General features: G+C 31.0%; 18 protein-coding genes. 15 read left to right on the top strand and 3 right to left on the bottom strand.

Annotated features, from left to right (window positions below; all coding sequences use genetic code 11):
• The first annotated feature begins 107 nt into the window (after window positions 1-107).
• Genes lipA through Q0772_RS14400 form a run of 3 tightly spaced genes read left to right on the top strand, consistent with a single transcriptional unit; the run spans window position 108 to window position 4,273 of the window.
• Complete coding sequence (lipA, locus tag Q0772_RS14410; protein WP_298346238.1) at window positions 108-986, top strand: lipoyl synthase; 879 nt, start codon at window positions 108-110, stop codon at window positions 984-986.
• Window position 987: 1 nt separating this feature from the next.
• Entirely contained in the window at window positions 988-2,004 is a 1,017-nt protein-coding gene (gene gap, locus Q0772_RS14405) for a type I glyceraldehyde-3-phosphate dehydrogenase (RefSeq protein WP_298346236.1), read from the top strand.
• A 28-nt stretch (window positions 2,005-2,032) separates the two neighbouring features.
• Window positions 2,033-4,273 carry an ATP-binding protein gene (locus Q0772_RS14400; protein WP_298346234.1) on the top strand — a complete coding sequence of 747 codons (2,241 nt, stop codon included), beginning with the start codon at window positions 2,033-2,035 and terminating at the stop codon, window positions 4,271-4,273.
• On the opposite strand, the gene lpxK is transcribed toward Q0772_RS14400, so the two are convergent.
• Entirely contained in the window at window positions 4,263-5,261 is a 999-nt protein-coding gene (gene lpxK, locus Q0772_RS14395; RefSeq protein ID WP_298346232.1) for a tetraacyldisaccharide 4'-kinase, read from the bottom strand. The genes Q0772_RS14400 and lpxK overlap by 11 nt on opposite strands.
• A 147-nt stretch (window positions 5,262-5,408) precedes the next feature.
• On the opposite strand from lpxK, the gene Q0772_RS14390 reads away from it, so the two are divergent.
• The 11 genes from Q0772_RS14390 (at window position 5,409) to Q0772_RS14340 (ending at window position 16,105) form a co-directional block, all read left to right on the top strand.
• The gene (locus Q0772_RS14390; RefSeq protein ID WP_298346230.1) at window positions 5,409-6,503 is read left to right on the top strand and encodes a Nif3-like dinuclear metal center hexameric protein; all 1,095 of its coding nucleotides are present in this window, start codon (window positions 5,409-5,411) and stop codon (window positions 6,501-6,503) included.
• A 3-nt stretch (window positions 6,504-6,506) separates the two neighbouring features.
• Window positions 6,507-7,286 carry a C4-type zinc ribbon domain-containing protein gene (locus tag Q0772_RS14385; RefSeq protein ID WP_298346228.1) on the top strand — a complete coding sequence of 260 codons (780 nt, stop codon included), beginning with the start codon at window positions 6,507-6,509 and terminating at the stop codon, window positions 7,284-7,286.
• A gap of 241 nt (window positions 7,287-7,527) precedes the next feature.
• A complete protein-coding gene (gene msrA / locus Q0772_RS14380) occupies window positions 7,528-8,190 on the top strand; it encodes a peptide-methionine (S)-S-oxide reductase MsrA (protein ID WP_298346226.1) in 663 nt (220 codons plus the stop codon).
• A gap of 272 nt (window positions 8,191-8,462) precedes the next feature.
• The gene (locus Q0772_RS14375; protein WP_298346224.1) at window positions 8,463-8,750 is read left to right on the top strand and encodes a hypothetical protein; all 288 of its coding nucleotides are present in this window, start codon (window positions 8,463-8,465) and stop codon (window positions 8,748-8,750) included.
• A 341-nt stretch (window positions 8,751-9,091) separates the two neighbouring features.
• Window positions 9,092-9,670: a hypothetical protein gene (locus tag Q0772_RS14370; protein WP_298346223.1), complete on the top strand. Its 579-nt coding sequence runs from the start codon at window positions 9,092-9,094 to the stop codon at window positions 9,668-9,670.
• 394 nt (window positions 9,671-10,064) lie between these two features.
• Window positions 10,065-10,700, top strand: a complete 636-nt coding sequence (locus Q0772_RS14365) for a hypothetical protein (protein WP_298346222.1) — start codon at window positions 10,065-10,067, stop codon at window positions 10,698-10,700.
• 189 nt (window positions 10,701-10,889) lie between these two features.
• Complete coding sequence (locus Q0772_RS14360; protein ID WP_298346221.1) at window positions 10,890-11,924, top strand: helix-turn-helix domain-containing protein; 1,035 nt, start codon at window positions 10,890-10,892, stop codon at window positions 11,922-11,924.
• A 98-nt stretch (window positions 11,925-12,022) separates the two neighbouring features.
• Window positions 12,023-14,161: a serine hydrolase gene (locus tag Q0772_RS14355; protein ID WP_298346220.1), complete on the top strand. Its 2,139-nt coding sequence runs from the start codon at window positions 12,023-12,025 to the stop codon at window positions 14,159-14,161.
• Window positions 14,162-14,209: 48 nt separating this feature from the next.
• A complete protein-coding gene (locus Q0772_RS14350) occupies window positions 14,210-14,626 on the top strand; it encodes a nuclear transport factor 2 family protein (protein WP_298346219.1) in 417 nt (138 codons plus the stop codon).
• The gene (locus Q0772_RS14345; RefSeq protein ID WP_298346218.1) at window positions 14,626-15,654 is read left to right on the top strand and encodes a serine hydrolase domain-containing protein; all 1,029 of its coding nucleotides are present in this window, start codon (window positions 14,626-14,628) and stop codon (window positions 15,652-15,654) included. The genes Q0772_RS14350 and Q0772_RS14345 overlap by 1 nt, the downstream gene beginning before the upstream one ends.
• 4 nt (window positions 15,655-15,658) lie before the next feature.
• Window positions 15,659-16,105, top strand: coding sequence for a nuclear transport factor 2 family protein (locus tag Q0772_RS14340; protein ID WP_298346217.1), 447 nt, complete (start codon window positions 15,659-15,661; stop codon window positions 16,103-16,105).
• A gap of 422 nt (window positions 16,106-16,527) precedes the next feature.
• Here Q0772_RS14340 and Q0772_RS14335 read toward each other — a convergent pair whose 3' ends face one another.
• Complete coding sequence (locus Q0772_RS14335; protein WP_298346216.1) at window positions 16,528-17,328, bottom strand: class I SAM-dependent methyltransferase; 801 nt, start codon at window positions 17,326-17,328, stop codon at window positions 16,528-16,530.
• Window positions 17,329-17,361: 33 nt separating this feature from the next.
• Between Q0772_RS14335 and Q0772_RS14330 the strand changes: the two genes are divergently transcribed.
• Entirely contained in the window at window positions 17,362-18,009 is a 648-nt protein-coding gene (locus Q0772_RS14330; protein ID WP_298346215.1) for a hypothetical protein, read from the top strand.
• Between the two features lie 153 nt (window positions 18,010-18,162).
• On the opposite strand, the gene Q0772_RS14325 is transcribed toward Q0772_RS14330, so the two are convergent.
• Entirely contained in the window at window positions 18,163-18,582 is a 420-nt protein-coding gene (locus tag Q0772_RS14325) for a (4Fe-4S)-binding protein (RefSeq protein WP_298346214.1), read from the bottom strand.
• Between the last annotated feature and the right edge of the window lie 113 nt (window positions 18,583-18,695).

Here is an 18,695-nt window from a genome sequence, read left to right as displayed (position 1 = left end):
GTTGCACCTATGCAACACAAAAAAGCGACTGCCGAAAGCCCGACCCTTGTGGTAACGCCCAAATTTTTTTAAATAATGCGTATCTTTGCACTCAATATTTTAGAGATATGAACAGCGAAACAGCTTCGAATATATTACCAGAGCGACAAGCGAAACCAAAGTGGCTTCGTGTTAAGCTTCCTACGGGAAAAAAATACACTGAACTTAGAGGTTTAGTGGATAAATACAAGTTGAATACCATTTGTACGTCTGGGAGTTGCCCAAATATGGGTGAATGCTGGGGTGAGGGTACTGCAACGTTTATGATTTTGGGTAATATTTGTACACGTTCTTGCGGGTTTTGTGGTGTAAAAACTGGACGACCTGAAACTGTGGATTGGGATGAACCTGAGAAAGTGGCACGCTCGATAAAAATTATGAAAATTAAGCATGCGGTTTTAACTAGTGTAGATAGAGATGACCTGAAGGATATGGGAAGTATTATGTGGGCAGAAACGGTTAAAGCTGTTAGACGAATGAATCCTGAGACTACCTTGGAAACCTTGATTCCCGATTTCCAGGGAATTGAAAAACATATTGATAGAATTATTGATGTAGCTCCAGAGGTTGTATCGCATAACATTGAAACGGTACGACGATTAACTCGTGAAGTTAGAATACAGGCACAATACGACCGAAGTATGGGTGTTTTGAAATATTTGAAACAACAAGGGCAACGACGTACTAAATCTGGTATTATGCTTGGTTTAGGCGAAACCCGTGAAGAAGTTATTACTACGCTTCATGACTTAAAAGAAAATGATGTTGATGTTGTTACTATTGGGCAATATTTACAACCTAGTAAAAAGCACTTACCTGTAAAACAGTTTATAAATCCTGACCAATTTAAAGAATACGAAGACATTGGATTAGAGTTAGGATTCCGTCATGTAGAAAGTAGCGCACTGGTTAGATCTTCTTATAAAGCACAAAAACATATAAACTAATATGATTCGTATTGCTATCAATGGTTTTGGTAGAATAGGCAGACGTGTTTTTAGACTCCTTCAAAGCTATGAAAACATGCAGGTTGTTGCTATTAACGATTTATCTGATGCTAAAACATTAAGCCACTTACTAAAATATGATAGCATACATGGCATTTTTGATGGTGATGTATCGCATAGCAACCAAACCATTATTGCCAATAAAATTAGTATCCCGCTTTTAAACAAAAACCACCCAAAAGACATTGATTGGACCCCTTTTGAAGTTGATTATGTGATTGAGTCTACTGGAAAGTTTAAAATGGGCTTAGAATTGCAGCATCATATAAACCATGGAGCTAAATGTGTAATTTTAAGTGTTCCGCCAATAGAAGACGATATTAAAACCATTGTTTTAGGTATTAATGATGCGAGTATAGATGGTACAGAAACTATTATCTCTAATGCATCGTGCACCACAAACAATGCGGCACCTATGATTGATATTATAAATAAACTTTGTGGTATTAATCAAGCTTATATTACAACGGTACACTCATACACTACAGACCAAAGTTTACACGACCAGCCACATCGAGATTTACGCAGATCAAGAGCCGCAAGCCAATCCATAGTTCCTACTACTACTGGTGCAGCAAAGGCACTAACAAAAATTTTCCCAGAACTTTCTGAGGTTATTGGTGGTTGTGGTATTCGAGTTCCTGTGATAAACGGGTCTTTAACCGATATTACATTTAATGTTAAGAATACGGTTTCTATTGATGATATAAATAAAGCATTTAAAGTCGCTTCTGAAACTAATTACAAAGGTATTTTAGAATATACTGAAGACCCTATTGTTTCCATTGATATTGTTGGAAACTCACATTCTTGTATTTTCGATTCGCAAATGACTTCTGTTATAGGAAACATGGTAAAAATAATTGGTTGGTATGACAATGAAACGGGATATTCTACACGAATAATTGACTTATTATGTAATTTATCGGAAAAAAAGTGTCTTTTGTCGATAAAATAATTATATTTGTCCGCAACATTATTTTAAAATGTCCCAAATTAAAAACTATATATTGATTGTTTTTATGCTAATCAGCATCACTGCTTTTTCTCAAAAGGCTATGGATGAAGACCCTGAATTGGTACAAAACAATATTAATTACCGTATAACACAGTCGCAAACTGAGTTAGAGAATTATAACTATTATAAAGCTAAAAAGAATCTTGATGAGGCTTTAGAATTAGCTGAAAATGCTGGCAAGAAAAAAAGTCTTGGAATTATTTATGCTGTAAAAGGTAGATTAGAACTCATTCTAGAAGAAGAAGACAAGGCTATTAAATCGTTAAACAAAGCTATTGAAATTCAACGTATTATAAATGATAATGCTAATTTAGGTAGCTCTTACAAAACGTTTGGCGACGTTTATTTAGCAAAAAAGGATTATTACTCTGCATTAGATTCTTATACGGCTGCCAAATCTAAATTTGAAGAAGAAGATTTAAATGAAGAATTAGCTGAAACCTTATTACAGGAAGGGAAAACATACAGTGAACTAAAAAATTACAAAAAGGCTAGAGATGTTGTAGAACAGTCTTTGGCTATTTCTAAAAAGTATGATTATTTAAAAACGCAAAGCGAAGCACTAATTAATCACGCTAAAATTTACAACAAACTGGGTAATGACGAAAAAGCACTTGAAGTTGCTTTGGCAGGCTTACAAATTGCTAAAACGAATAGATTTACAAACACGCTTAATGAAGGTTATGCTGTAATCAGTGATCTATATCATAACTTAGAAGAATACAAACTTTCTAGAGATTACTTACAAACGCATTTAAACCTTTCTGATTCTATAAGGAGTTTAACTCGAATTAACTCGTCAAGAAATCAAGAAACTCAATTTCGTTTAAATGAAGAAATTGAGAAAAACAAAGAAGTAGTTCAGAAATTAGAAAAAGCTGAGGATGATAAAAATCTAGGTACTTTAATTTCTATTTTAAGTGTGGCGTTAATTACTATTTTATCACTTTTAACATTATCACTTTATAAGAATAATAATATTAGATTAAAGACCAATAATATGCTCCACAAAAAGAATGGAGAACTTATTATTGCTAAAGAAAAGGCTGAATTAGCTTCTAAAACAAAGGCCAATTTTTTATCTACTGTAACACACGAGTTACGTACACCGCTTTATGCTGTAACTGGCTTAAGTAATATGCTTTTGGATGAAAACCCAAGACCAGAACAAGTACAGCATTTAAAATCGCTTAAATTCTCTGGAGATTATCTATTAACTTTTATTAACGACATCCTTCAAATTAATAAAATTGAAGCTAATAAGGTTGATGTTGAGCCTGAATCTTTCAATCTAAAAAAGAAAATTAATAATATCATTCTTGCTCTTAATAATCAAGCCTTAGACAATAACGTTAAAATTCATTTTGAATACGACCAAGACTTACCTGAAAACTTTATTGCCGACCAGTTAAAGATTTCTCAAATTTTAATCAATCTCGTTGGTAACTCCATCAAGTTTACCAAAGATGGTGACATTTGGATTCGTGTTTATAAAATTGAAGAAGAAGGTAAAACCTATACATTACGTTTCGAGGTAGAAGATAATGGTATTGGTATTAGCCAAGAAAAACAAGATCACATGTTTGAGAGTTTCTCTCAAGGATCCATTCAAATTAATCGTAAATACGGCGGTACAGGTTTAGGACTTTCAATTGTTAAAGGTTTAATTGATATTTTAAAAGGTAAAATTTACGTTAAAAGTGAATTAGAAAAAGGAACAACTTTCTATTTTGAAATACCTCTTGAACATACAACTATAGAAGAAGCTAAAGAAAATAAAGTTGCTTACTTTGAAGGTAATAAAGAAGATATAGACTTAAGTAAAGTTAAAATATTGGTAGTTGAGGATAACAAAATTAACCAAATGATTACCAAAAAGATTTTAACTAAAATGGAACTTCATTGTGATATTGTTGATAATGGCGAAGCTGCAGTTGAAAGCATCAAAGCCAATGATTACAACATTATATTAATGGATATACATATGCCAGGAATAAGTGGTATTGAAGCAACAAAAAGAGTAAGATCTTTTGATAAAGAGCTTACCATATTTGCCCTTACTGCAGTTACTATTGAAGACAAAATGCATGAATTTGAAGAAGCCGGATTTACAGATATTATTCCTAAGCCTTTTAAACAAGAAGAGTTTGAGAAAAAACTTTACAACGCTCTAGCTGGTAAAAACAAAGCGTCATCAACTAGTGCTTAACAAAATCTGTTATAATTTTATTTAACTTCTCAGGATTATCAATGTTTACGGTAATGGGTAAGTAAAAAAGTTTCTCGCTTAATGCATCATGCTGCTTCAATCGCATAAAATCCTTTTCAGTCGTTACAATTAAGTCTTCTTTCTCTAAGGCAGCTACATCCTCTTTTGTAAAATCATAGTGATCTTTAAAATTTAAATGATTAAAGCTTAATTGCTTTTCATTTAAAAAATTAACTAGAGGCTTAGCATTTGCTATACCAGTGACTAAGGTAAAATGTTTTAAACTCTCCAAAGACTTAGTTTTCACAGCAGAAAATAATGTATCCGAATAAGCAATAGAACTAAAAAATACCTGCTGATGTGGTTTTGCAGCTATCTGCTTTATTATGCCTGCTTTTTCAATAACGTTTATAGTTTTTGGGCATTTGGTTACTACAATAATATCTGCACGTTTTGCGCCTTCTTGTGGCTCACGCAAATTACCAGTTGGCAAAACCATATCCTTAAAATATGGATTATCATAAGTAGTTAGCAAAATATTCAAACCTGCTTTTACTTTTCTATGTTGAAAAGCATCATCTAATAAAATGATATGAGGCTGTTTTTCATTTAATTTTTTAATACCATTTCGCCTATCAGAATCTACCGCTACCAGAACATCATTTTTAAATTTTGAATAGAATTGAAATGGCTCATCTCCAATACTTTTAGCAGAAGCATTTACATCGGCTAATTGAAACCCTTCTGTTTTTCGCTTATAGCCTCGACTTAATATGGCTATTTTGTTATCATCTTTTAAAAGCCTTATTAAATACTCTATCATTGGGGTTTTTCCTGTACCACCAACACTTAAGTTTCCAACACAAATTACAGGCAAACTAAAAGAAGTCGATTTTTTAATATCCCAATCGTATAATTTATTTCGCAACCATGTCACAAAAAAATAGATAGGAACAACAGGAAATAATATTTTTCTTAAAAGCTTCACAGCAACGAAATCATTATGATTTAATATTTACAAACGCCCAATATAATAATTATAAAATCATAACAATTACACAAGACAACTTTATGAGTAATAAATAATTTACTTGTGAAAGTAATTATTTTATCTTTGAATTTAAACAGAATACATATGATTGTACAAGACGTTATAAATCATTTAGAAGAACTCGCTCCTTTAGCTTACGCTGAAGATTTTGATAATGTAGGTCTTTTAGTTGGTAGCAAAACTCAAGAAGTTACAGGGGTTTTAGTTACACTAGACACGCTTGAAGCGGTTGTAGATGAAGCCATTGATGCTAATTGTAATCTTATAGTAAGCTTCCACCCTATTATTTTTAAAGGTTTAAAAAAATTAACAGGAAAAAATTATGTAGAGCGTGTTGTAATGAAAGCCATTAAACATGATATTGCCATTTTTAGCATACATACTGCACTTGATAACGCACTACAGGGCGTAAATGACATGATTTGTAATCAGTTAGAATTAACCAACAAACGTATTTTAATTCCACAAAGTGAAACTATTAAAAAACTAACTACTTATGTCCCAAAAGATGAAGCAGAACAATTACGATCTGCTTTATTTAAAATTGGGGCAGGACATATTGGTAATTATTCCCATTGCAGTTTTAATGTAGAAGGTTATGGCACATTTAAAGGAAATAATAATTCCAACCCAACTAAAGGGCAAAAAGGCAAAACCCACACTGAGGCAGAAACTAAAATCACTGTTACTTACACCAAACATTTAGAATCGCAAGTTCTAAAAACACTTTTCAAAACACACTCATACGAGGAAGTTGCTTACGAAACCATTACACTAGAAAACAAAAACCAAAATATTGGTATGGGCATGATAGGGGAATTTAAAAATCCAATAGACGAATCTAGTTTTTTAAACTATCTAAAAACAAAAATGAAAACAGGTGGTATTAGACATTCCCCATTTTTAGATAAAAAAATAAAAAAGGTAGCCGTTTTAGGTGGCTCTGGTAGTTTTGCCATTCAAGCAGCCATAGCCAATGGTGCCGATGCTTTTGTAACTGCCGATTTAAAATATCATGACTTTTTTACGGCCGAAAATCGTATCCTTTTAACAGATATTGGGCACTACGAAAGCGAGCAATTCACAAAAAACCTTTTAGTAGCTTATCTTACAAAAAAAATTACTAATTTTGCAATCATTTTATCAAAGACAAATACCAATCCTGTTAAGTATTTTTAAAGTATGGCTAAAAAGAAAGAAGTAACTGTTGAAGAGCGTTTAAGAGCTTTATACGATTTACAACTCATCGATTCTCGTATAGATGAAATTAGAAATGTTCGTGGAGAACTTCCTTTAGAAGTTCGTGATTTAGAAGATGAAGTTGCTGGATTAAACATCAGATTAGAAAAACTTGTTGCTAATTTAGAAGTTATTGATAACGATATTGCTGGAAAGAAAAACTTAATTGAAGAATCTAAAGCTTTAATTAAAAAATACAGCGAGCAACAAAAAAATGTTAGAAATAACAGAGAGTTTAACTCGTTAACTAAAGAAGTAGAGTTTCAGGAACTAGAAATTGAATTAGCTGAAAAGCATATTAAAGAATTTAAAGCTCAAATCGAGCAGAAAAAAGAAGTGATTTCTGAAACTAAAGAACGTTTAAAAGAGCGTGAAAATCACTTAAAACATAAAAAAGGCGAGCTTGATGCTATTTTAGCAGAAACTGAAAAAGAAGAGCAAGCTTTAATCGAAAAATCTGAAGCTTACAAACAGCAAATTGAAGAGCGTTTAGTCGCAGCTTACACCAGAATTAGAACTAATGTAAAAAATGGCTTAGCAGTTGTACCTATTGAAAGAGGAGCTTCTGGAGGATCGTTTTTTACCATCCCGCCACAAGTACAAGTAGAAATTGCATCACGTAAAAAAGTAATTACAGATGAGCACAGTGGTCGTATTTTGGTAGATGCAGCCTTAGCCGAAGAGCAAAAAACAAAAATGGAAAAAATGTTTGCAAAACTATAACCCATTTTCAATTATACAAAAAAAGCCTTCAGAAATCTGGAGGCTTTTTTTATGCAAAACGTTTGCACAAAAAAGGATGCCACTGCTCCCGATAGCTATCGGTACTAACGCAAAAACCCACCCCTAACCCCTCCAAGGAGGGGAATCTAATTCTTACTATTAAGAATTTAAAAAAACTTTCACATAAAACCATTTAAGGTTTTGTATTTTTAAACGTCTATTAGAAAAAGAAAAATAAGTTATGAAGCAAATCATTCCAATTTTAGCAATTATCATATTATTCAGTTGCCAAAACAACGCACAATCAAGTAAAAAACAACAAGCCGTAATTAATGCAGATCCAATAGAAGTCTCCATAAAAAACGGAAAAGCCAGAGCTTATTTTGCAAGCGGATGCTTTTGGTGTGTAGAAGCCATTTATGAAAGTGTAAAAGGTGTAGAAGAATCCATTTCAGGATATTCTGGCGGCCACACAAAAAGCCCAACGTACGGCTCAAGCAATACAGGAAGAACAGGACACGCTGAGGCTGTAGAAATTATTTACGACCCCAAAATTGTTAGTTTTGAAACTTTAGTAGATGTATATTTCGCATCACAAAACGTTACCCAAGTAAACGGACAAGGTAACGATAGAGGCTCACAATACCGCTCTATTATTTTCTATCAAAATGAGGAACAGAAACAAATCATTTTAAAAAAGAAAGCAGCATTAGCAAAACAATTAGATGTTGAAATCGCTGCAGAAGTGTATCCGTTTCAAAAGTTTTGGGTAGCCGAAGATTACCATCAAGATTATGAAAAATTGCACCCAAACCATCCTTATATTCAAAATGTATCTATCCCAAGATTAAACAGATTTAAGGCAAACTTCCCTAAGGAATTTTTGAAGAAAGCTGCGCATTAAAAAATATTAAAATTACATATCCACACCCTTCAAGTTTTAAAAACCTGAAGGTTTTTTTTAGCCAAATAACTTTAAAAAATAAGGCTAATTCTTAATCATACATTAGTACTACAAATAGAGTAAGCTTATAGTATATATCTCATGACACTTTTGTTTTTCTTATAAAAAAATATTTATATTTATAGGATAACAACGACAAAAAACTTACCATATCCTGATATATTTTCGGGATATGAAACATAAAAGTTATTTTATAACGAGTTGTAAACAATATGAGACAAACGATATTCTTAATACTATCATTATTGATTTTTCAAGTTGGAATTTCTCAAAACTTAACTGAATCCGATTTAATTGGAGAATGGGAATTTATTGAATTGCAAGATGAGAATGGAGAAAAGCAAACTAAAATTCCTCTGATAAGATTCGGTAGAGATATGGGAATTGAAAATGTGAATAGAGATAGTTATGTTTTCAATAATGGCGGAACATATAAAAGTTTTAATCCATTGAATGTGTCATATGGAACTTGGTATCTTGACAAAAAACTCAAGAAATAAATTTGGAACTACAAATTGCACCGGACAGTCCATATTTGCCATCTCTGAAAAAAGCAAAAATTGTAAAAAAAAGAAAAGACGGATTTTATTATCAAAAACCTGTGAAGAAAAAAATACTGATTTATTCAAAAGACGGAATGACAATAGCGGATAGAGAAGAATACGTGTTAATTTACAAACGGAAATAAATACTGTTTACAACAATGTGTAAAATAATCGCTCAATTTCGGGCTTAATCAAAGGTCATTGCAAGTTTACTAGGTCTGATTTTCCTTCGGAAAATCCTCGCACACAAACACGCAACATTTCATATACATAAAACGTTGGAAACAATAAACGAAATGAGAATACCAAAACTGATTTTACTATATTTCATCATATTTTCTTGTAAAGAGAATAAAGTAAAAACTAAAGTTGAGCTTCCTGTCGAGATACAAAAAACTGAAGTCATCGATGCGGAATCTGACTCTGACTCTGACTCTATCTATGAAAGATATAAATTAGGACAAGTAGAAACTTATGATTGGAATTTGATTTCTGACCGTGCCGTAAAATATGGTTCTGTTTCTAAACAATTTTCTGATAAAGACAGTATACCAAAAGATTTTCTTGAGTTTTCTAAAAAGTTTATATCTAACGTTTCGTTTCAAGAAAAACATATTGATTTTGACAATTTAATTGCTGTTGACAATGGTTGTGACGAAACCTTTGTAATGAGTAAAAAAAATTGGGTTTTTGACAACTGGGATTTTATCAACTTTATAAGAATCGACGATGAAGTTGAAAACACGTTTAACTTTTCTGATTCAATATTTTATTGTGAATATGTAATCAAAGAAGTTGGAACATTTAGAATTTTAGGTTTTGAAAAAAAAGATGATGAATGGTACCTGACTTTATATCACGTGAATGATTGTTAAAATTACTGTTGCCAACAAAATGTATAATTAATTGCTTTGGTAAGTGCCTACTTGGAAAATTCCTTCGGAATTTTCTCTGGCTTGTGAATGTTTACTAAATTAGTTACTTAAACACGCAACTAACCATACATCAAACGTTGGTATGTAATTGCCTGCGGCACGTAGAATCGCGTTTTGCAAACGCTCCCTTTCTACTAATTACATACCGACGTTCACTGTTTGTAGCACCTCGCCAATTTTGTGTATATTTAGTCGAGCCTATGAGAACTCCTCACGAAACTACACACAACAGCGCGTATAGCGAATGAGGCGCAACAATGGCTACCCGTGAGGCGCGCCTCACTATGCCATACACAGTGGACGAGTGTAAGCTGACAAAATACAGTTTCGATTAATGATTGACATTAATAAATTAGAAGGTTTATTTTTTGAAAAATTAGGAGATGGTTATATAAAACATACATCTCTCTACACTTCAAATAACCAAAACAACTATTTTGAAATATGTAAAGACAAGTTAATTGAGGGGGTAGAATACATTATTTACAGAGAATGGTTTGTAAGACCTATTCTAACCTTTGATTTTGATAAAATGGTCGGAGAACAAATAAGTGTTGAAGAATTCCTTGGTTCTCATTTTGACATAAACAATAATAGTTTAATATTATCTGGTCAAAAACAATGGACTTCGGAATATTTCTCATATCCATATGATGAGAATTTTAAAAAAAGACTTTCAAAAAGTGAGCGGAATTATAATACTCCTTATGGATTGTCTTCTTGTTTTGATTTAGAAAAAAACTTAAATATTGGAGGAAATTTTAGAGGCTCAAATTTTGACTTAAACGAAATATTTTTGAACATAAAAAGTGAGCTTCTGGACAAAGAACAACCTCTAATCTTTAAATGGAACAATCAATGGATAAATGTTTACGGATTTGAATTTGACGAAAACGACGAAGCCATTTGGACTTTATTTTATCCAAGATCTGAATTAACAATTATAATATTTCCGATAATGCAAATATAAAAGCCTACACACAACACAGGTTATAGTTCATTGCTTCTGACTTTCCTCACGGAAAGTCAGAAGCAAATTTGCTATCTTCGGTTTTTTGCGGAAAATACTAGCGGATTTTCCGCAAAAAACCATAGCCAAAACCGTTAACAGATATTAGAACGAGCAATTGAAATCTTTAAAAAACATGAAATTATATAAATGAATTTTGAAAAGCAATTTATTTTTTTTTTCAGTGCACTAGGTGCTTTCAATGGATTTTTGTTAGCATTCTACTTTGCTTATATCGCAAATAAGAAAAAGTTCTCAAATTACTTTTTGGCTTTTTTATTACTCTCGTTGAGCATTAGAATTGCCAAATCTGTTTTTTTTCATTTTAATCCTAAATTATCTGGAATCTTCATTCAAATCGGTCTTTCTGCCTGCACATTAATAGGCCCTTTTTTGTACCTGTATCTTAAATCTTATATCAAAAAAGAAACAAGTAACTGGAAACTTCATGTTTTTCCCATTCTAGTAGGAATAATTGTTTTAGGAATTACGTATCCTTACATAGAGCATAAAACTATTTGGAGCACTTATATTGTAAAAACTATTTATCTACAATGGTTAGTCTACATAGTATTATCCTTTAAATTTGTTAAAGCACTTTTCAAAAGGCTTTTAAATAAAACAGAAAATTTATCGAGTATAGATATCTGGTTAATAAGTATTTTTTCTGGGACTACCATAATTTGCGTTTCTTACATCATTGGTTCATACACCTCTTCTATTGTTGGAGCATTATCGTTTTCTTTTATACTTTACCTAATTATCTTACTTTTTATTTTTAGAAATAAAAAAAGCATTTCATTTTTTGAGGAAAAAGAAAAATATGAAAACAAAAAAATTAATAATGAAACTGTTAAACAAATTTCTAAAAGAATAAATGTAGTAAAGAATAAAAAGCTATACCTAAATCCAAATTTAACCATCAATAATGTTGCAAAAGAACTGAATGTTTCACAGCATACCTTATCCCAAATTCTAAATAATAATTTTGATAAATCTTTTTCATTATTTATTAACGAATTAAGGGTTGAAAAAGCTAAAGAACTACTTACTCTTCAAAATCAATATACAATTGAAGCCATAGGCTATGAAAGTGGTTTCAACTCTAAATCAACTTTCTTTACCACTTTTAAAAAAATAACAGGTTATACGCCTTCAGAATATCAAAAATCACAAAAAAAATAAGTTCGATATTATAAATTTAAACTTCTACTCTATAAACTAAGACTCATAGAACAGGTTCATTTTGCATATTTGCTACGAATAACTAAAAATTCGAAAATATGTATAAACCAATTCTCAAAATTATATTTCTCTTCGTTTTGTTTGGTTTTTCACCTAAGCAGAAAAAAATACTTTTCGTAGTCTCAAATCAACATACTTACGGTGATACAAATTTAAATGCCTCTAATCATTTTTCGGAAATTACTTTGCCTTATGATGTATTTAAAAAAAAAGGATATAAAATAGATTTTGTAAGTCCAACAGGAGGTGCTGTTCCTATTGGATATATCAAAACGTCTGACAGTATTCAAAAAAAGTACTTATATGATGCTGATTTTATGAAGTTATTAAAACATACGCTGAGTCCTAAAAATATTAATCCATTAGATTACAAAGCCGTTTACTATGTAGGAGGTGGGGCAGCTATGTTTGGTGTACCAGAAAATAAAGAAATTCAACATATTTCAAGAGCTATTTACGAAAATAAAGGAGTTATATCAGCAGTATGTCATGGCACAGCAGGAATCGCTAATTTACAATTATCTGATGGAAAGTTTTTATATGAAGGAAAACAAGTAAATGGTTTTCCTGATGTTTTCGAAAATAAAACAGCTACTTATTTTAAAACATTTCCTTTTTCTATAGAAGAAGTAATAAAAGGAAATGGAGGGGAATTTATCTATTCAAAAAAAGGATGGGACAATCATTATGTTGTTGATGGTAGGTTAGTTACTGGTCAAGACCCTTCTGCTTCAAGAACAGTAGCGGAAAAGGTTATTGAATTATTGGAAAAGCAGGATAAACTGTTTATTGCTATAAGAGAAAATATTGACTTAAAATTGGAAGTCGATACTTATATCAATAACATAATTGAAGAATTTGGCATCAAAGGCGCAGCAGTAGCCATTTTAAAAGACAATGAAATAATACATAAAGAATATTATGGAAAAGCTAATATTGACTATGATATTCCTGTAAATAATACATCCATTTTTAAAACACACTCATTAACAAAACTTTTTGTTTCTGTTGCTATATTTAAGCTCATACAAGATAAAAAAATTAGCCTTGAAGATCCTATTGGAAAATTTTTAACAGATTTACCTCTAAACTGGAAATCCATTAAAATAAAACACCTACTCTCTCACTCATCTGGGTTACCAACCATGCCAGTCTCAAGGAATTTAACAGAATTGAAGGCTAAGGAAATTATTTTTAACACGGAAATTAAAACTTCTCCTGGTAAAGAATACCACTATAACCGAACCAATTTATGGTTATTGAAACAGGTTATTGAAAACGTAAGTAAGCGAAAATTTCAAGAATTCATTATTGAAAATCAATTTAATGGAAAGGATACAGGTATTTCTTTTTCTGGTGATATTTTAGATATTGTTCCTAATAGAGTTACCGAGTATTACCCTAATAAAAATCATGAACCAAAAATTTTTGATTTTTACTTACCAGACTATTTATTATCCGTAGGTGGGCTTAATATAACGTTAGATGCTTATATAAAATGGGATCAACAATTTGATGCTGGTAATTTTTTAAATCAAAAAAACAAAACTATAATGACCACTCCATTTCCTTATGAAAACGGAAGTTCATTCTTCTCGTATGGCTGGAGATTAGAGTATTTAAATACGATTAAAACTATTGGTTTTAGTGGCGGAGGTATATCAGTATTTAAAAAAATACCTAGTAAAAATATGACCATCATAATTTTATCGAATGGCTATAGATACGACCCTTATATAGAGCGAGTTAGCAATAATTTATTAGGTATTGTAGATAAAACACTAAGTAATAAGGAAAACTTAGTAAGTGAGAAATTGGAAATATCAATAAATAAAAAGAATTACAAAAATGTTCAGACACTTTTAAACCAGCTTAAGAATGATAAAGTATATAAAACAATTGATTTTGAAATGATTATTAACGATATAGGATATAGCTTTCTAAACGCTATTCAGCCTAGATTAATTGAAGCTATAGAAGTCTTTAAATTAAATACCCAAAACTACCCAAAATCTTGGAACTCTTTCGACTCCTTGGCCGAGGCATATAAAATAAGCGGAGATATTAAAAATGCCATAACGAACTATGAAAAAGCTATTGAACTTATTCCAAAAGATAATGATTCAAATATAAAAAGGATCACTAATTATATTAAAAAACTCAAAACAAAAAATTAAAAAAATCTCATCTTAAAATTTGACATAAAATCTTAAAACAACATAAATATGAAAACAAAAATCATCACATTATTACTTTGCATAAGTATATCAGCAACAATTTGTGCTCAAGATTCAGATTATAAATTAATTGAAAAAACCGTGTCTTACTATTTAGATGGTGGCACAAATAACGATTTTGAAACGCTAAAAAAAGCCTTTCACAAAACAGCTACAATGAAATTTATTCGCAATGGTAAATACATTGAAGTTAATGCTATAGAATTTTTTAAAAAAGCTATTAAGCCTGGACCTAAACAGAACAGGAAAACATATGTTTCTTACATCAATATATCAGGAAACGCAGCAAATGCTAAACTTCAAATAGATTATGAAACCTTTAGTTTTACCGATTATATGAATCTTATTAAGATTGATGGGGAATGGAAAGTGGTTAGTAAAATATTTTATAGAAATCAGAACTAATGAAGAACAAAATATCACAATGCTACATCGTAATTATATTATTTGCTTTTTCTAGCTGTAAAAGTTACAAAAGTGTAGATGCTTATGTCGATGAAATAAATCAAAAAGGAGAACTCAATGGTAATGTTCTTGTTGTAAAAAGTAAGAAAGTTTTATATGAAAATTCTTTTGGCGTTGCCCATCCTAAAACAAAAGAACCTTTAACAGCGTATCATCGTTTCGCTATTGGTTCTATTTCTAAAGAATTCCCAGGAGTGGCTGTAATGCAACTCTACGAACGTGGAAAGCTAAAGCTTGAAGACAAGGTGAGTAAATATCTTAAAGATTTACCAGCTTGGGCATCTACAATAAGTATTCAGCAGTTATTTAAATACACAAGTGGTTTACCAAGAGTAGCGTGGGAACGTTATGGAGAAAACAAAATGACTGTTACTCACGAATTGTTGCTAAATGATTTAAAAAAAATAAAAGAACTTGCTTTTGAGCCTGGTACAGACTATCTCTATTCAAACTATAACCCTATATTACTCATTCATATTGTAGAAAAGGTTTCTGGTCAATCTTTCGAGGATTATGTGACTCAGAATATATTTAAACCTGCAAAAATGACCAATAGCTATTTTGCAAAAGCTGCACCTTGGAAAAACGAAATACTACCTGCATATCCTTTTAACAAAGAAAACAAACTAGATGCTTTTAAGATGGATGGGATTAAGTTTTTAATGTTATTTACAGCGCAAGATATATACCAATATCTCCAGCACTTGCATAGTTATCATTTGCTATCAAAAGAATCCGTAAAGCTCCTTTCCGAAAGAGAAGGTTCTCAGTCGCCTTTAGGCGTTTTAGAATGGGACGATGATAAATTAGAGGTTCACCATCATCATGGTGAACAAGGAAGCTATGAAGCTGTAATTAGATATTTTCCTGAAGAAGAATTATATATCATCATCTTAAAGAATCAAAAGGTTTTTAATGTAATGGATATGGCAGATGAGATACACCATATAATAATCACTAATAAATAGCAAAATGAAATTTATAACTAAAATAATTTTAGGACTTACAATATTTAGTCAATTACAAGCACAAACCTTTAACGGTAACGAAAAAGACATTAAAACTATACTAAAAAACACAGAAGACTTTTCAAAATATGTTATGTCCTCTAACTATGAAATGATAGCTGCATCTTATACAGAAGATGCTAAAATATTTCCTAACAATATGAAAATTTTAGAAGGTAAAGACATTATCAAATATTGGATTTTACCAGAAGGAATAAGTACATCATATCACAAGATTACACAAAGTGAAATAACCATTACTAAAGATACAGCTTACGATTATGGTTATTATGAAGCTAAAACTAAAAATACTAAAGGAGAAGAAAAAACTTGGGGAGGTAAATATGTTATTGTTTGGAAAAAAGTAAATGGAGACTGGAAAATGTATTTGGATATTTGGAATAACATTTAATAAAAAAACCAAATATAAAATGACTAAAATTATAAGCGAAATCTTCTTTTTTAAACGTGTTTGTATGCCTTTTTGTATACCAAAATAATGAGAATATAGACAGACATTTACTTTAATAAACTTTACAAAAAGGAGATAACATTAAATCGTTTATTGGATATACTTAATGTATAAATGATAAAATTGTCGAGTATTCTCATCACATTCCTACTGCTTTTTATGAATGTATGACATGAATACTTAAGGAAGATGGAAGTACTATTGTAATTTAAACAAACCAGAAATAAGGTAATGTTTATGAAATATCCAAAGAGATTAATAAAATTGTAAAATCGGATATTTCAATATAATCGAGGACTTAACATTTACTAACATATGGATATAACTAATAAAAAGAAATAAACTTTTTTAAAAACTCAATTCTAAATCTTCGTCGCTTTCAAAGTAAAAATCAAAGGATACAACTTATCTTCAGTAACAAACATCCCAGAATCTGTTTTTATTAAATTAGGTAATACATTATAAGGGCTTTCATCAAATTCTTTTAGGTATTCAATATGTAATCCAGCTTCGGCTAAGGCATTAATCACTTCGCTTAAACCATGATTCCAAGCATATTCTTTACTAATCATTTTTGAGTTTTCATTGGCATAAGTACCTTCATATTCTTCATAAATCACTTCATCTTGCATATAGCCATATTTCATAATAGGTTTGTCTTCTAAATAATCAAACATCCAAACTATCGGGTGAAATTCGGCCATAAAAAATGCACCACCTTTTATCAATCGTTCAGCAATCATTTTACCCCAAGGTTTTAAATCGGGCAACCAACCAATCACACCATAACTGGTAAAAACAATATCAAATTTGTCTTTTACATATTCGGAAGTCTCTAAAACATTACAACACACAAATTCAGCATCAAGCTTCAATTCTTTGTTTAAATCTTTAGCTAGTTTAATGCCTGCATCGCTTAAATCAACCCCCGTACATTTAGCTCCTAGCCTACTCCAACTCAATGTGTCTTGTCCAAAATGACATTGTAAATGCAATAACGATTTCCCTGAAACATCACCTAAAGCTTCTAATTCATAATGCATTAAAGAAGAACTCCCATTTTTAAACCCCTCTAAATTATACATATCACTTTTGGCATGGACTTTTACTTTGTTATTCCACGTTGCTTTGTTAGTCTCAAAATATTTGCTCTTATTAGTCATCTTCAAATGATATCTTTGTAAAAAATCTAAATTATGAAAAATTTACTAGTCATTATTTGTTTGCTATTGCTTAGCAATTCTTGTAAACAAAAAGAAAACAATGTATTGAGTAAATCTGAATTGAGTATTGCTGAAAAAATAGCCAACGCACACGGTTTTGAAAACTGGAAAAACGTATCCGAAATTCAATTTACGTTCAACAAAAAAAGGAATTGGAAATGGCATCCAAAAACTGATGATGTTACATTAACTACAGAAAATGACACGATAAACTACAACCGAAAATCAATAGACAGCATATCTAAAAAAGCAGACCGTGCCTTTATTAACGATAAATTTTGGTTGTTAATTCCGTTTCAATTGGTTTGGGATGCTGGAATAACTATTTCAGGATCTAAAAAAGAAATAGCGCCAATTAGTAAAATTGAAATGAATAAAATTACACTTTTATATGGTTCTGAAGGCGGCTATACCCCTGGCGACGCATATGATATTTATTTTGAAGATGATTATATTATTAAAGAATGGGCCTTTAGAAAAGGAAACAAACCTAAAGCTGGATTAATAAATACTTTTGAAAACTACCAAGATTTTAACGGCATAAAAATTGCACAAGAACATAAAAGAAGTAAAGGCGATTGGAATTTGACACTTACTGATATTAGTTTGAAAATAAATTAATATTTTTTCTTTTAAGTGTAAGTAAAACATCTAAACCCCGACCAAATAGCGTATATAAAGTATAGTATTATTTTTCCGCATCATGCGCCTATATATATCAAAGCTCTTAAACCACTGGTTTAAGAGCTTTTTCATTTAAACCATTTAAATTTTTTAACCTAAAAATCCCTGCTCAACATGCGCCCCATCGCAATAAGGCTTATTTTTAGATGCACCACACCTGCAAAACGCTGTGGTTTTATTCTTAATTACAGAAGAACCATCTTTAGCCACAACATTTAAAGTACCATAAACTAATAACGGACCATTTTCCATAACCTCAACTTTGGTTTCTAAAACCTCTGTAGAGTTATCGCTTTCATCATTCATATAATAACGCAAAGCTCCAGATGGACATTGCTTTACTTGATTTATAATAGCTTCAGTTTTTGCTTCGTCTAATTTAATCCAAGGTCTTAATCTGGGTCTGAATACTTTTGGTAATCCCTTGGCACAAATAGCAGAATGAATGCATTTTTCTGCTTCCCAAACCACCGTTGTTTCTCCGTTAGAATACTCTTTTATTTTTGCCATAGATTTAAGTTTTTACTAAAGATACGAAAAAATCAAAGCGCTTATAAGAGCTTTTTTTAGTCTTTATTTCTAAATTTATATTGCTTATTTTTGTTAGAAACCGAAAACAATCT

This window comes from uncultured Algibacter sp. (assembly GCF_947490405.1).
In the GTDB taxonomy this organism is placed as follows: domain Bacteria; phylum Bacteroidota; class Bacteroidia; order Flavobacteriales; family Flavobacteriaceae; genus Algibacter_B.
This window is presented reverse-complemented; position numbering and strand designations above follow the sequence as displayed.